A 14,660-nucleotide genomic window follows, 5' to 3' on the forward strand; every position below is an offset into this window, starting at 1 on the left:
AGCTTTTCATGGATTAAAAACTCCTGTTTTTGATCTAATTTAACTAAAATCAAATCGAATGTCAAAGTATCCAAACACGTTCTAAGGTGATTAGTGCCTTTATACGCATTCAGTTAAGCTAAGAGACGTAATAGTAGCCACCCGGCGACGCCAATTAACAGGGCGTAACCCAGACCTGGTAGTAGTGTTTTACGTAAGATGGCGCCTTCTTGACCACTCAGGCCAACGACTGAGCTGACAGCAACGATATTATGGACACAGACCATATTGCCGGCTGCCGCACCGACGAGCTGGGCTGCCAAGATAATCGTGGGCTTCAAACTCGCATTGGCCGCAATATCAGCTTGAATTTGCGCAAAAGTCAGTGTCGAGACCGTGGTACTACCAGTTACGAACGCCCCTAATTGGCCTAGGAATGGTGCCATGATGACCCAAACACCAGCTAGATAGGTCGCGATAAACTTGGCGATATACATTGGCATGCTGGGTAGGTTGGCCTGATTCAAGCCAGAATTAGTGAAGACTTGAACCATGATCAGGGTAACACCGAGGGCAATTGCGGTGTTGCCCATCGAACGGATGACCGAATGGGCAGTTGGTAGTAAGGGCTTTAATGAACGGGCTTGTACTAGTAACCCAATGATGGCCGCTACCGCCAAGATTGTCCCTGGCGAATAGAGGAGTTCCCAATCAGAGTTGATTTGACTATAACCTAGAATGTGGGACCACGATAAGTTAGCATAACGGGTCAAAACCTGTTTGATTGGTGTCACGACCCGGCTAGCGAGTAATAGCACAACGACCAACAGGTAAGGAAACCAAGCGGTCATCAGGTTCATCGGACTAGGCGCAGGCGTCTGGGCTGCCATCCCGTTCGTCCGCCATGGCGTCAACTGGCTCGACTTTGGTAACAACCAGTGCAATCGGATCGTGATGATGGCAATAACCAGCGTTCCCAGCGGTGCGATGATTGAAACAAATTCATAACCCACTAGCCAAGCACTGAGGAGTGCCAGTAGACTGTAAACGAAACCGATCACTAACGCCCAAGGTAAGACGGAAAGCCAGCTTTTCAAGCGGTGTGCCTTAGGGCCAAACCACATGATGAGAATTAAAATGAGCACCGCTGGCATTAGCGCACCAACGAATAAATCGAGTTGCGTGATGCGCAGGCCAATCAAGTTCAAGACGGATGCTTTTTCGGTCACATTACTCAGTCCCACGGTCAATGGTGTTCCAACGGCGCCGAACGCTGCGGGGGTCGAGTCAGCCACTAAGGCCAAGATAACGGCCGCCATGGGTGAAAAGCCGAGTGCAATTAGTAATGGTGCAGTGACCATCGCTGGGGTCCCGAAGCCCGAGACACCTTCAATCAAGCCCCCAAATAGGAAGGCTACCAAAACGGTTTGTAGCCGCATGTCAGCAGACAAACTTTGAAAGCCCTGGTTAATCCGGTCGATTGCACCAGTGGCACGCAAACAGTTGAGCATGAGTAAGGCGCCAAATAAGATCCATAAGATGGGGAGGGCTTTATGAATCGCCTGCAAAATTGAGGCGGTGAGGACCGTTGGACTAATCTGCCAGAAAAAGTAGCCGGTAATAATCACCACCAGAGCGCTAATGGTCATTCCACGGGTCGCGGATAAATTCAGGCCCCCGAGAAGAATCAGTGGCAGGATGATTGCAGCACTTGCAATAAAAATCATGGTCGTAAAGCCTCCTTAGATGGTGCCTAGTCGTTTGACTGTGCTCGTTTGAAATAATACTGACCGTAGAGCGTGACCAGCGTAACAATCAGAGAAATCGCCGTTAAGGGCCAAACCATCCCTACTAGATAAGTGTTCTTCAAAGCGGTTGAAGCTGGATTGAAGAAATTGAGCAAGTTTAATTGTCGAAAACTGCTAACAATTACTAAGAGGCCGAAGAAACACAGTTGACAAAGCAGGCCCCCATAAGTGGAAAAGCGATATTTATGAATAATTGCGAGATCTGGATCATCAACCTCAGTGGCATAAACGCTAGTATTAATGGCTGGGTTTTCAAAACCGACGTACAACGAGATCAGGAGCAAACCGGCAACATATAAAACGGGTTGGGCCGTGGCAACTAACAAATGGCCGACAATCAAGCCACCGCGCGCAATCGTGGTGGCACGATGTAAGTCATGCCGTCCCAATAATAAATATAGTGGCCGGCCAGTCTCAAAGCCCAACAAATAGATGGCGAAGACCAGGTACATCCCCATTTTGCCAAAGACAAAGACACCGAAGAAACTATTAAACAGTAGGACAAAACTCAGTAAAAAGCCCCGATCAACGATCCGTAGTTTGTTAGCCGGCATGGATTGCCAATCAGCAGCTAGTTCTAGATTTAGTAGAACAATGGCCACGACGATAATTCCTAATACGGCCGGTAGTGCGATTTGTAGGCTCGCCTTACGAAGTAACGTCAGTAAACCAATCGCAGCAAAGAAGACGATAAAGACCACAACGCGCCACGGCTTGATGGGACGTACTTGGGCCATTTCGTGTTGATCGTAAAATGCGAGCGAAAACTGACTCAACAAACGGCCAGCAGGCAACGCAATGATAAATAGTAGCGCCAGTAGGATAAAGGCAAGCCGGTAACCCCAGTTCAGCGCAAAATCTAGCACAAAGAGAATGCCGAGAACTAAGAAAATTAACCAGTAAATTTTCTTTAACTTAAAATCCGTCTGCGCGGACAAGTGTAACTTGATCGTCAAGTAATAGGGCCAGATGTTGGCGGATGTATATCCTAAGAATAGGGCCCCAGCCAGCACGGCCACGATGTTAGCCGTCAAACTGAACAACAAGCTACCAAGCGCACCCAGCCAGAGGCAAATGAGCAAATAACTACTAGCCTTGAGGTTTAGGTGTTTAGTCCCAAAGACGCTCGCCGCCCGGGCCACGTAGAAGACCACGATCGCAGCTAAGTAATTCGCGTTGTGGGTCTGCTGATACTTAAAGAGAATTAGAACGTAGGGCAGGACAATACCGACGTTAGCCAAGAAGTTAAGCGTCGCGACAGAGAAGTCCAACCCAGAGTTTCGTAGACGAGTCAAAGATAATCACAACCATTTCGTTAGTTTTTCTAGGCCTAGTATACCAATTAATGCACATAAATGGTGTTAAAAGGTATGTTTAGGCACTTTTACCTGTAAATTGAGCGCCGGGATACGTAGATATATTTAAGCCAATCGTATAATCTTACTTTAACCAAATAAATAAAAAAACAATTCTTACCAGGAACGTCACACTTCTTTCATATTTATTCACAAAAAACATAAAATTCTTATTTATCATTATCCACATAATTTAAATAATGAATGGGGTCATGTAGATATGATTTATGCACAAATATTAGCCGGCGGTAAAGGAACTCGTATGGGCAATGTTCCGATGCCAAAGCAATTCTTGCTGCTTGCCGACAAACCAATCTTAATCCATACCATCGAAAAATTTACACTTGAAAGTCGCTTTGATGCCATTTTGGTCGTCTGTCCAGCCGATTGGGTCAGCCATACTGAAGATATCATTAAAAAGTACATCACCGATGAGCGCGTTCACGTTGTCGTTGGTGGGGCCGACCGTAACGAAACACTAATGAGTGGAATCAACTATATCCAAGATCATTACGGGATTCAAGACGATGATGTTGTTGTTACCCATGACGCAGTTCGGCCGTTCATCACACAACGTATCATTAACGACAATATCGTCGCCGTTTTAGAAAATAAAGCAGTCGATACTGTCGTTCCAGCAATCGATACAATCGTCCGCGGTGCTAATGATCAGGTGACCGATATTCCGGTTCGTTCCGAAATGTATCAGGGTCAAACCCCTCAAAGTTTTCACATCAAAACATTGATCGACTCATATAACGCACTCAGCTCCGAACAAAAGGCATCACTGTCTGATTCATGCAAAATCTGCTCGCTGGCTGGTCAAAAGGTTAGTTTAGTACGTGGTGAAAATTATAATTTTAAAATCACAACGCCGTTTGACTTACGCGTTGCATCAGCATTAGTAGAAAAGAGGTCATAAGATGTTAAATCAAGTTTATCGCTTAGTAAGTCCCCGTCAATTTGAAGTTGAAACGGTCGCCGAAGAGGTAGACGCCGATGATTTGATCGTGCGGCCAAAGTTCTTATCGATCTGCCATGCTGACACGCGCTATTTCTTTGGCCAACGCTCCCAAGCCGCATTACGTGCTAAGCGCTGATCCATGAGGCCGTGGGTGAGGTCGTTTATGATCCTCGAAATGAGTATAAGCCTGGGACGCTCGTCGCAATGGTGCCTAATACGCCCGTTAAGAAGGATTCAATCATTCAGGAAAATTATTTACCTTCTTCAAGATTCCGTTCAAGCGGCTACGACGGCTTTATGCAAGAATATGTTTGTTTACGACGCGACCGCGCAATCACCGTGCCAAGCGACTTCGATCCACACATGGCCGCATTCATTGAGATGGTCTCGGTCGGCGTTCAAGCATTAACCAAGCTTGAAAGTACCATGGATGAGGACCAACGGGTTATCGGTATTTGGGGCGATGGTAACTTGGGCTATATTACAGCGACTCTGGTTAAGCAAATTTTTCCAGACAGTCAGTTGCTGGTATTCGGTCGGCATCAATCCAAGTTAGATTATTTCTCATTTGCAGACAAAACTTACCTGGTCGATGACATTCCAGCCGATGTCAAGGTCAGTCAGGCCTTAGAATGTACCGGCGGCCAGGGCAGTGAAGCAGCGATTCAACAAATTATCCAGCATATTCAACCGATGGGAACTGCCATTCTAATGGGCGTCTCTGAAAACCCAGTCGGTATCGATACCCGGTCTGTCCTTGCAGAAGGATTGACGTTACGAGGCGTCAGTCGCAGCAGCCGTGAAGATTTTAAACGTGCCGTTGATATTTTATCCTCCAGTCCAGTCACTCGCGAACGGTTGCAAAATTTAGTTGGCTACGTTCAAAAAGTGAGTTCCATTCAAGACATTACCAACTTCTTTGATAGTGCACTTACTAATTATTGGGGCAAGGAGGTGATGGAATGGGACGTCTAAAGACGGTAAAGCTCGTGTTACTACACACGAGCTTTAATTTATTCTATCAATTTTTTTATAAAGTGTTTGGCCCGAAGAAGGGACGGATCACACTTGCCACGATGCGCAGCGGTCAATTAAACGACAATTTGGCAGCTCTTGAGCAGGGCCTAAAAACTGCCAACGTTAAACCGGTTACTGTGTTTTGCTATCATTATGACCGCACCCTGGCTGGAAAAGTGGGCTTCTTGCTCGCCTCCATTAAAGCGCTATACGTGATTGCCAGGGCTGACGTCTTTGTGATCGATGATTACTTTTTTCCACTTTACGCAATTCACAAACATGATGATAATCAAGTGGTACAATTATGGCATGCCATTGGTTCATTGAAAAAGTTTGGCCTCAGCTTACCGAATGCTGATCAGAGCGTCATGAAGCCGCACACAAATTATGATTGGGTCTTGATCAATGCAAAGTCTGATCAGCCTGCTTATCTAGATGCCATGGCTATCAATCAAGATCACGTCATTGCCACTGGATCGCCAATGGTCGACTCGTTGCTTAATCAACAACCACAACAACCGCGGCTCGCCGCCCATCGTATTCTATACTCACCGACTTATCGGCAAGGTGTCCAGGGTAAGCAGCAAGTCATGGGATATGTCAACAACATGATTGCGGCCTGTCAGCAGCTGACCGGTCCATGGGAACTGTACATTTCGCTGCATCCGTACTTAAAACTGTCAGCGATGACGCTACCATCCAACGTGCATATCTTCCAAGATGCTGAGCGGGTTAAGACGCTGATGCCAACGATTGATTTATTTATAACCGATTATTCGTCATTATCATTGACGTTTAGTTATTTTGAACGACCAATCATTCTGTATACGCCTGATTATGATGATTATATGCAAACATCCGGATTCTATGTCGATTACTATCAATATTTGCAAGCACCGCACTTCAGCAAAGCGGCGCGAGTTGTCGATTTTATTAATCAGGAAGTTGATCATATGGATCTATCTTATGTACATGAATTAAAGCAAAAGACATTTCCACATCAAGATGGGCATAATACCGAACGGGTCGTTCAATTTGTTGAAAAATTAGCAGGGGGAGAACATTAGATGATACAACGACTAAAACGAATCGCGCGTCGCATCGTATACGGACGGAATCAACCGCAATATACTCGTAATCGTGAACTGGTTGAGGACGCACAAACGACCAAGGAAGACGTTGATTTTCTAAATACATTGCGAATTGAGAAAGATGCCGAATCATTGATCAAACGTCAAGTGACTAAGCTGGAATTCAACAGTTCTTACTTAGTGATTGAGGGAATGGCGTGGTTTGAAAAGTATCCCGAACAAGATACTGAACGAATTATTAAAAGCTTAATTTTGACTAGCAAGACGAATGAAGAATTAGAAATTCCGTTGATCAACGTTCGTGGTCAAAACGCTGATTTTCCATATGCCGGGTATCATGGTGACATCAACTTTTCGACACTCAGTGAGGGTAAACCGCTAACGCCAGGCACTTATGAAATCAAGATACAATTAAAACAGTATCTAGGTAATGGTTGGATTATCAGACTAACCTCCATTGGTCAAGTGGTGGAAACACAGCAAGACTTAAATTATACGACTAAAATGACAAGCTATTCAGCGAAAAGCAATAAGTCATACAGTCTAATTTTTCGGTATAATTTAGCCGCCCAAGCCTTAAAGGTCACTTCATATAAACTGAGTGATGTCAACCCGCTTGAAAATGAGTTTACTGAAGATGTCGGGTTAGATAGTGTAGCGATGCGTGCCATTAAACGCCGGGCGCTAAAACTCTGGTATCGGTGGTACTGCCTTCAACCGATTCATAAGAAACAAATTTCATTTGTTTCCGATAGTCGGGTGACAATCTCCGGTAATTTCGAGTCTATCTACCAGGAATTAAAACGTCGCAATACTGATTTTAAGATTTCATTCTATTTGAAGCCAAGTATTAAAACCAAAAAATCCTGGAAAGAGGTTCGAACGTTGGCTAAAGCGTTGGCTACTAGTCGCTATGTGATTTTAGATGACTTTTACCCACTAGTTTACCCATTGCATATCCGGGAAAATGCGGATTTGATTCAGGTATGGCATGCGGTCGGTGCCTTTAAAACATTTGGTTACAGCCGGTTGGGGATGCCTGGTGGTCCTAAGGTTCAATCGTTAAATCATCGCAATTACACCAAAGCCTTGGTTTCTTCGCATAACATCGCGGATAAATACGCGGAAGGATTTGGAATTGCGCCGGATAAGATTCAGCCGCTAGGAATTCCGCGGACGGATATCTTTTTCGATGAGCCCAAGAAACAGGCAATCCGGGAACGGCTCGCGCAAGATTTGCCATTCATCAAGGGCAAAAAAGTCATTCTCTTTGCCCCAACATTTCGTGGCAATGGTCAGCAATCAGCATACTATCCCTTTGAAATGTTGAATTTTAGAGCAATCTACGAAGCGTTACACGAAGATTACGTCTTTTTACTGAAGATTCATCCGTTTGTGCAAAACAAACCAACGTTACCATATGAATATTCGGACTTCTATTACGATGTTTCTGATTATCGTGAGATCAACGATTTATTACTCGTTGCTGACCAATTAATCACTGACTACTCATCAGTTTGTTTCGAATACGCACTACTGAACCGGCCAATGATTTTCTTTGCGCCGGACTTAGCGGATTACATGCAATCCCGGAGTTTTTACTTCAACTACTTTGATTTTATTCCTGGTAGTTTAGCGGAAAACACGGGTGAGTTGATCAGCCAGTTGCAACATCCACAAGTTGACCAAGCTAAATTGGACGGCTTTGTGAACTTCTTCTTTGATGATCTAGATGGTAAGTCTACAGCTCGTTTCGTGGATGCGCTTGAAAATGACTTCGAGGATCCGAACGCAGCTGAGTTAGAAAATAACGACGGTCTCGCCATTAGTGAAGATGGTAAGATTATCCCTGATTGGGGTAAAAAGGCTAAATAATATGTTAAGATAAAGCAGTCAGTCACATCATCAGCGCATTTACAGCGTTGATTGTGTGACCGACTGTTTTTGCTAGGAAACTATAGGAGGAATTGATCATGTCACAAATTACGACACGGCGGCTCACCACTGCTGACGTGAACAAACTACAACAAATCAGTATTGAAACCTTTAAGGACACGTTTGGTGTACAAAACACCTCTGAAAATATGGCCGCATACTTACAAGATGCATATAACTTGCCCAAGTTAACCCATGAATTAGCGGAATCCGAATCACAATTTTATTTTGTTGAACGAGCCGGTGAATCATTAGGATACTTGAAATTAAACACCGGTGCGGCACAATCAGAAGCAATGGGTCCAGACACTTTAGAAGTCGAACGAATCTATATCCGAAAAGCTTTCCAACACCAAGGGCTCGGTAATCAATTTATGCAACAAGCGATTCAAATTGCTAAAGCTGATCATAAGCAGAAGATCTGGCTTGGTGTTTGGGAGCATAACGAACCCGCGAAGGGCTTCTATGCGAAGTGGGGCTTTGAACAATTCAGTGCTCACGATTTTGTGATGGGGGACGATCGCCAAACCGATTTGCTCATGATCAAGTCACTGACCCAAGACTAAGGGCAGTAAAGGCTTTTGAGTGAACTGCTTTTACAAGTTTAGAATTAGTCGCTGTCTGTGGCGACCAGCAGATTACAAATTTATTTACCCCTTGTTTTTTACGGGCAAGGGGCTTATGCTGATAATCAATCGCACGCGATTGAAAGGAGCATCCGCATGACACCAGAAATTGACCTTGCTAATCAACTTTGTTTTAGCATATACAATGCCAATCGGTTATTTAACAAATTTTATGTCGAAGCGTTAACACCATTCAAACTGACTTACGCACAGTATCTCGTACTAATGGCATTGTGGGAACACGACGACCAGTCATTACACGAGTTAGGTCAGGTTCTGCGCTTAAGCAGCAACACCTTGACACCGCTTTTGCGACGCATGGAAGACGCAGGGTGGTTGCAGCGCGAGCGACCGGCAACAGATCGGCGCCAGTTACTCATTCATCTCACGACGCAGGGTAAGCAACAACAAGCACCAATCGAAGCCGCGATTGCAACTTGTATCAGTCGCTACCACCTGACTGTCGATGAATATCAACAAGCACTGGCCCTGAACCAGAAGATTATTACCGCATTATCACAGGATTTGGCCTAAACGGGCCTTTTTATTGACCGTTTCAATCGCGTGCGACTGAAATATAATTTTAGGAGGAATCTCTAATGGCAGATTATGACACAATTTTTATCGGTAGCGGGCACGCAACGTGGCATGCGGCAGTGGCCCTAGCACATGCGCAACATAAGGTAGCAATCATTGAAGAAGATACCATCGCCGGGACGTGCACTAACTTTGGCTGTGATGCTAAGATTCTGTTAGACGGTCCCTTCGAGCTGACTGAACAACTCAAACAATATCAAGGGATTGGCGTCAACACAACGCCCACCATCGATTGGTCACAGTTGATGGCCTATAAGCAACAAGTCATTCAACCTTTATCGGTACAAATGACGGCCGTCTTCAAACAATTGGGGATTACAATTATTACCGGTCATGGTGAGCTGACTGATACCCACACTGTTCAAGTAGCGGACAGCACGTATACAGCGGATACCATCGTCATCGGGACCGGACAACGACCAGCCAAGCTGGCTATCCCGGGTGCGGACCTGATGCATGACAGTCGTGATTTTCTTGACCTACCAACCATGCCTAAACGGTTGACCTTAATTGGTGCTGGAATCATCTCGCTGGAATTTGCCAACATGGCCGTGTTACTAGGGTCAGAAGTGCATATTATTGAGTTTGCCGATCGAGCACTACCCGCATTTTATTCAGAACACGTTAAAAAGATGATCACACATCTACAGGCAGCCGGGGTGCACTTCCACTTTGGCGAAGCGCTTAGCCAAGTGACTAAAACGGCCACAGGGTTAATGGCAACCACTGCCAGCGGCCTGAAGATTGAGAGTGATGATATCATTGCGGCCACTGGTCGGATTCCAAACATCGAACACTTAGGACTAACGAAAGTTGGCATTAAGACCGACCGGCACGGCATTATCGTCGACGACCATTTTCGGACAAGCATTCCAAACATTTACGCCAGTGGTGATGTCATTAGTAAGACTTTGCCGAAGCTAACCCCGACCGCGATCTTTGAATCTAACTACATTGCCGGCCAACTGCTTGGTAGCACTGCCGCCATTGATTATCCGGTCATTCCAGCGGTCGTCTTTACGCTACCAAGAATCGCCCAAGTCGGTGTCAGTGTCGAGGCTGCCCAGCATGATACTGAACACTTTCACGTTCAAGCGCTGCCATATGGTAAACTGTTAGCCTTTCAGTATCAAAACGAGGTCGACGCTGATTTACAATTAGTCTTTGACCAAGAGAATTACCTCGTCGGTGCCTCAATCTATGGTAATGGCGCACCAGACCTGATTAACTTACTGACCATGATTATTGCTGATCACGTCTCCGCCACAACGTTAAGTCAGAAGATTTTTGCCTTTCCAAGTGCTTCAGTGGGGATCATTGATATGTTGACACCACTACTACACCATGACTAGTTATTAAACCAACTAACTAATTTAAAGATACTGGGTATGTTGCTGACTACCCAGTATCTTTTTGTCGTTTCAGATTAACTCACTGACTGAGGACACCTAATAATTTAGCGAGCAGGACCATGGCGCCACCGAGTGACCAAAGAAAGATACCCCAGCTTAGCCAGCTAGCTTGAACAAACAGGCTGATCAGAATAAACCAATTCATTCCAAATAGCCACCAGCCGAGCGTCCTTTTCAAAATCGTTGACCAAGTATAGGGTGCCGCATACCGATTTAGCGGCTTAAGCGCGATTAATAAGGCCGGAATAAGCGCACTCTCAAGCATCGCCAAATAATGGTGCGGATCACTCGTATAAGCGATTGCTCCCAGCAGACCATAGCGACTCGGAATCGTCGTTAATAGGGCCCGTTGCGCGGTGTAAATGACGATCGGTTGTCCAATCAATAATGCGAGTAATCCCCAAGTTGCTTTTTTCATCAATCTCCGCCGTCCTTATTAGTTAATAATACTATCCTACCAATTTATGTACGGCACTAACTACCGAATAAGTGTAAATTTCTCGTGAAAAAGACGTAAAGAATAGGCATGATTCGTTCACTATGTTTTCATAACATAAATAATAGGCATTTTAAAAAAGTATGCGTATAATACCTTCTTAATAAGTTTCGATGGGGGAGTTATGATGATAATAATCAGAGTTGCAATTATGATTTCAGTTGTTTTTTACTTGTATTTTATTATTAACTTATTGTTGATCAATCACTATCGGGAGCCCATTCAAAGCTATGAAAAAGGGCCCACACCCTATGAATTATTTTTGGTCATTCCGGTGCTCAATGAAGAACACGTGATCTCGCGCACGATTACGCAACTTACTGAATCACTCGAACAATTACCACCAACCGTTCACGCCCAGATCATTGCCGTCGATGACGATTCGACTGATCACAGTCTACTGTTGTTAACTCAGTCATCGTCGCGCTTCTTACAAATCCTACACCGCACGGGCAACCAGCGTGCAGGTAAGGGGGCCGTCCTCAACACTGCCGTCCAGTATATTCATAAGACGTTAGCGCTAAAATCTGATCCGCAACGGACGATCGTGGGGGTCCTAGATGCGGACGCATTCATGAATACTGCTGATTTGACGCGGGTACTGGCGCACTTTGAACAAGAACCACAGTTGGCCATGATTCAAACGAGCGTGAATATCTACAATCAGCCCAACTGGCTGACTAAGATGCAGAATTTTGAATTCATGGGGGTTAATAATGCTACCCAACAGTTACGCAATCGCCTTGGTCAGGGAATTGCGTCAGGTAATGGTCAGTTCGTCCGGCTAGATTTAGCGTTACAGAATCCGTGGGGGAATAGCTTACTTGAAGATCTCGAATTCACTTTGCGGACCTGGCTGCTAGGTGGTACGCGAACGGCCTTTGATCATACCTTGGTTGTCCAGCAAGAGGCCGTTGAACAACTACGCCCATTTTTTCGTCAACGGGTACGCTGGTGTCAGGGTGCCGTTCAATGCATGCGTTATCTACCAGCACTTTGGCGTTCGGGACGTCTGAACCATTTTCAAAAATTGGACACGACCTTTTGGATTTTGATGCCTATCAGTGGTTGTATCGTGCCACTGACCAGTCTAATCACGTTAGTCGTGCTTGTGAGCCGTAGCCTACAACATTGGCAAGTTGGGTGGCATCACTTGGCTATCGGGACATTACTAGTGATCGCTTTTTCGGCTTGTTTGGTATTAGCAGCACTGTATCAACGCAACTGTGCCATCGTGAAACAACCCGTTGGATTCATGAATGCCCTCAAACAAAGTTTAAGCTTTCAGGCATTCTTATTGATCATTAGCCTGACGCCATACGTCGCCATTTATCGGCAGTTACGCGGTCAAACAGCGTGGGCTAAAACGCGCCATGGTGTTACGACCCGCGTTGCAAAATATCCAGATACTGGCTTAAAACGCTCATATTAAGATGAAGGTGCATGCCGATGAAGTGGTGCTATAAGATATTTCAAATTACCGTTCTCACGATTGCAGCTGCCTTACTCGGGTGGATGATTGTCGCCAACTGGCAAGTCAACCTGAAATTACACCTCGCAATCAGTGCTTGGATAGGCGCTGGTTTATTCGTATTGTTCATTGGTGCCACGATTGGCCTTGGCAGCTGGTGGTTGAGCCGCCACCAAACTAGCTGGTTAGTTGCAGCACTGATGGGGTTAACTATCTTAAAATTTCCACTAGTTGCAGGGTTAAAGATCGACCCGACCTCAGATTTCTGGAATTACCATACACTAGCCGCGTTTAGTGCCCAAGGATTCACCTGGACCCAACTGTTACACCATGGTATCGTTGGCAATTACGTCGTTTTTCCGCACGCTTTAAATATCGCGAACGGCTACAGTTTAGTCGCAGCTTTTGGCGGGGCCAACTTTTTTGTCAGCCAACTAATCAATATTGGGTGTACTTTAGTCGATATGGTCTTAATTTACTGGCTAGTCGCACGGTGGCTCTCACGACAATTAGGCATCATGGCTGCCCTCATTTTTTACTGGATTCCAGCTTATTGGCTGTACGGCACGCTCTTAAATGGTAGTGAACCGTTCTTTTTCACCAGCGTCCTACTCATGATGTATGCGCTTACGCGGGCATTAGTCCCACTCACGACGACCACAATCACGGATCGACGACTATACCTAGCGTTAGCGATCGTGATGACTGTCGTGGCCAATATGCTGAGGCCAATCATGGGCGTCTGGTTAATTGCACTGGGTTTGATGAGTTTGTGTGTCCTGCTTAAATCTCACCACCTTTACCGCGTTCAAGTACGTCAGCTCCTCACATACAGTGCGGTCGTGTTAGGACTCATGTTCACAGCGACTAATCTCGACAGCTGGTTATATGGCTTTAAGGTTGCGCCAGCCCAAGTTGAAACTTTATACAGCCTGGCTACGGGGACAGATGTTAAAAGTCACGGGACCTATAGCCCGGCACTACAAGCTACCGTCAGCCACGAATTACGGGTGGCGCCCACGTTGACGCAAGCCTATCCGCGAATCACACGAACGATGGCGAGGACTTTGCAGACTAATCTCAAACAAATCAAGCCACAGTTGGGGTCATTTGTTAATGAAAAAATGCAGGGCTTTATTCGTGAGGATTATGGCTATGATTGGAGCTTATATAACTTAAGCCATCATCCCGGTTTGCTTAACCGCCACTGGTTTTATTTAGCCCCTATATCTATATTGATTACAAGTGCGACGGTTTATTGGCAGGTAATGCTGGTGATTGCGTTATTCAGTGTTTTAATGGGGCTGGGACTGCTATGGCATCAACACTATCTTAACCACTATTTGCTAATGGCAGCGCTTTTGTTAGACGGTTTCACCTTAAGCGCTTTACCATTAGAAGTACAGGGCCGCTATCATATTATCTTGTACTTACCAATCCTTATGTTGATGACTTGCGGGATCGCGGGGGCCAAGCTCTGGCGGCGTCAAATCAAGCAGAGTTGAGTAACAGTGGCCATTTCAAGATCAATACCCAAATGAATCGCTAGCGTTCGAAGCTCACTGAATGAAAATTAAACTGATGATATAAAAAAGATTATTGCTGACAGTAGTGACTGTTACTTCAGTAATAATCTTTTTATAATGTTTAAAAGGGGACAGATCGTCTAATTTGTACTATCAAATTATTGTGGCTACGGTCATAGTTAATAGCTGGCACTGCCAGTATCGTTAGCAAATACCACGGATCAATTGACTTTAATGGCCCGTAATCCCCATTTACTAATGCCGATTGGGTGCTCGTCAAGGTGCCAGGACAGCCCGGTGATGACCACTAAATGATTGATTGCTCTTCGCCAACATGTCATGGCAACGGGTTTCAAGCTAGGGCGACCATGCAACTTAAGCAG

The 14,660-nt window shown here is 45.3% G+C and carries 11 protein-coding genes and 1 pseudogene; 9 read left to right on the forward strand and 3 right to left on the reverse strand.

What is annotated here, in order from left to right; translation table 11 throughout:
- Nucleotides 1-113 precede the first annotated feature (113 nt).
- On the reverse strand, nt 114-1,706 hold the full coding sequence (locus tag ACOV1R_RS02845; protein ID WP_011101559.1) for an L-lactate permease: 1,593 nt from the start codon (nt 1,704-1,706) through the stop codon (nt 114-116).
- A 26-nt stretch (nt 1,707-1,732) separates the two neighbouring features.
- Nucleotides 1,733-3,082, reverse strand: coding sequence for a hypothetical protein (locus tag ACOV1R_RS02850; RefSeq protein ID WP_016511701.1), 1,350 nt, complete (start codon nt 3,080-3,082; stop codon nt 1,733-1,735).
- A 280-nt stretch (nt 3,083-3,362) separates the two neighbouring features.
- Between ACOV1R_RS02850 and ACOV1R_RS02855 the strand changes: the two genes are divergently transcribed.
- From ACOV1R_RS02855 to ACOV1R_RS02885, 7 genes and pseudogenes are all read left to right on the forward strand, one after another.
- Nucleotides 3,363-4,064, forward strand: a complete 702-nt coding sequence (locus tag ACOV1R_RS02855) for an IspD/TarI family cytidylyltransferase (protein ID WP_003645042.1) — start codon at nt 3,363-3,365, stop codon at nt 4,062-4,064.
- Between the two features lies 1 nt (nt 4,065).
- Nucleotides 4,066-5,081: pseudogene (locus ACOV1R_RS02860) on the forward strand (ribitol-5-phosphate dehydrogenase).
- The gene (locus ACOV1R_RS02865; protein ID WP_054518985.1) at nt 5,069-6,190 is read left to right on the forward strand and encodes a CDP-glycerol glycerophosphotransferase family protein; all 1,122 of its coding nucleotides are present in this window, start codon (nt 5,069-5,071) and stop codon (nt 6,188-6,190) included. Before ACOV1R_RS02860 ends, ACOV1R_RS02865 begins: the two are co-directional and overlap by 13 nt.
- Nucleotides 6,191-8,089, forward strand: coding sequence for a CDP-glycerol glycerophosphotransferase family protein (locus ACOV1R_RS02870; protein ID WP_054518986.1), 1,899 nt, complete (start codon nt 6,191-6,193; stop codon nt 8,087-8,089).
- A gap of 98 nt (nt 8,090-8,187) precedes the next feature.
- On the forward strand, nt 8,188-8,715 hold the full coding sequence (locus ACOV1R_RS02875) for a GNAT family N-acetyltransferase (protein WP_016511660.1): 528 nt from the start codon (nt 8,188-8,190) through the stop codon (nt 8,713-8,715).
- Between the two features lie 156 nt (nt 8,716-8,871).
- Complete coding sequence (locus ACOV1R_RS02880) at nt 8,872-9,309, forward strand: MarR family winged helix-turn-helix transcriptional regulator (protein ID WP_003645037.1); 438 nt, start codon at nt 8,872-8,874, stop codon at nt 9,307-9,309.
- A gap of 65 nt (nt 9,310-9,374) precedes the next feature.
- The gene (locus ACOV1R_RS02885; RefSeq protein WP_054519328.1) at nt 9,375-10,724 is read left to right on the forward strand and encodes a dihydrolipoyl dehydrogenase family protein; all 1,350 of its coding nucleotides are present in this window, start codon (nt 9,375-9,377) and stop codon (nt 10,722-10,724) included.
- A 79-nt stretch (nt 10,725-10,803) separates the two neighbouring features.
- Here ACOV1R_RS02885 and ACOV1R_RS02890 read toward each other — a convergent pair whose 3' ends face one another.
- Nucleotides 10,804-11,202: a hypothetical protein gene (locus ACOV1R_RS02890; protein ID WP_003645035.1), complete on the reverse strand. Its 399-nt coding sequence runs from the start codon at nt 11,200-11,202 to the stop codon at nt 10,804-10,806.
- A 202-nt stretch (nt 11,203-11,404) separates the two neighbouring features.
- Here ACOV1R_RS02890 and ACOV1R_RS02895 point away from each other — a divergent pair, with 202 nt between their 5' ends.
- Nucleotides 11,405-12,712, forward strand: coding sequence for a glycosyltransferase family 2 protein (locus ACOV1R_RS02895; RefSeq protein WP_015380369.1), 1,308 nt, complete (start codon nt 11,405-11,407; stop codon nt 12,710-12,712).
- A gap of 11 nt (nt 12,713-12,723) precedes the next feature.
- Nucleotides 12,724-14,256, forward strand: a complete 1,533-nt coding sequence (locus ACOV1R_RS02900) for a hypothetical protein (RefSeq protein ID WP_128485034.1) — start codon at nt 12,724-12,726, stop codon at nt 14,254-14,256.
- Nucleotides 14,257-14,660 lie beyond the last annotated feature (404 nt).

The organism is Lactiplantibacillus sp. YT640, assembly GCF_049745435.1.
Lineage (GTDB): Bacteria > Bacillota > Bacilli > Lactobacillales > Lactobacillaceae > Lactiplantibacillus > Lactiplantibacillus plantarum.

What these genes read in the sequence shown, in the direction of transcription:
- ACOV1R_RS02845 (WP_011101559.1), bottom strand. Translation starts at nt 1,706, where the DNA reads ATGATTTTTATTGCAAGTGCTGCAATCATCCTGCCACTGATTCTTCTC.
- ACOV1R_RS02855 (WP_003645042.1), top strand. Translation starts at nt 3,363, where the DNA reads ATGATTTATGCACAAATATTAGCCGGCGGTAAAGGAACTCGTATGGGC.
- ACOV1R_RS02865 (WP_054518985.1), top strand. Translation starts at nt 5,069, where the DNA reads ATGGGACGTCTAAAGACGGTAAAGCTCGTGTTACTACACACGAGCTTT.
- ACOV1R_RS02870 (WP_054518986.1), top strand. Translation starts at nt 6,191, where the DNA reads ATGATACAACGACTAAAACGAATCGCGCGTCGCATCGTATACGGACGG.
- ACOV1R_RS02875 (WP_016511660.1), top strand. Translation starts at nt 8,188, where the DNA reads ATGTCACAAATTACGACACGGCGGCTCACCACTGCTGACGTGAACAAA.
- ACOV1R_RS02880 (WP_003645037.1), top strand. Translation starts at nt 8,872, where the DNA reads ATGACACCAGAAATTGACCTTGCTAATCAACTTTGTTTTAGCATATAC.
- ACOV1R_RS02885 (WP_054519328.1), top strand. Translation starts at nt 9,375, where the DNA reads ATGGCAGATTATGACACAATTTTTATCGGTAGCGGGCACGCAACGTGG.
- ACOV1R_RS02890 (WP_003645035.1), bottom strand. Translation starts at nt 11,202, where the DNA reads ATGAAAAAAGCAACTTGGGGATTACTCGCATTATTGATTGGACAACCG.
- ACOV1R_RS02895 (WP_015380369.1), top strand. Translation starts at nt 11,405, where the DNA reads ATGATGATAATAATCAGAGTTGCAATTATGATTTCAGTTGTTTTTTAC.
- ACOV1R_RS02900 (WP_128485034.1), top strand. Translation starts at nt 12,724, where the DNA reads ATGCCGATGAAGTGGTGCTATAAGATATTTCAAATTACCGTTCTCACG.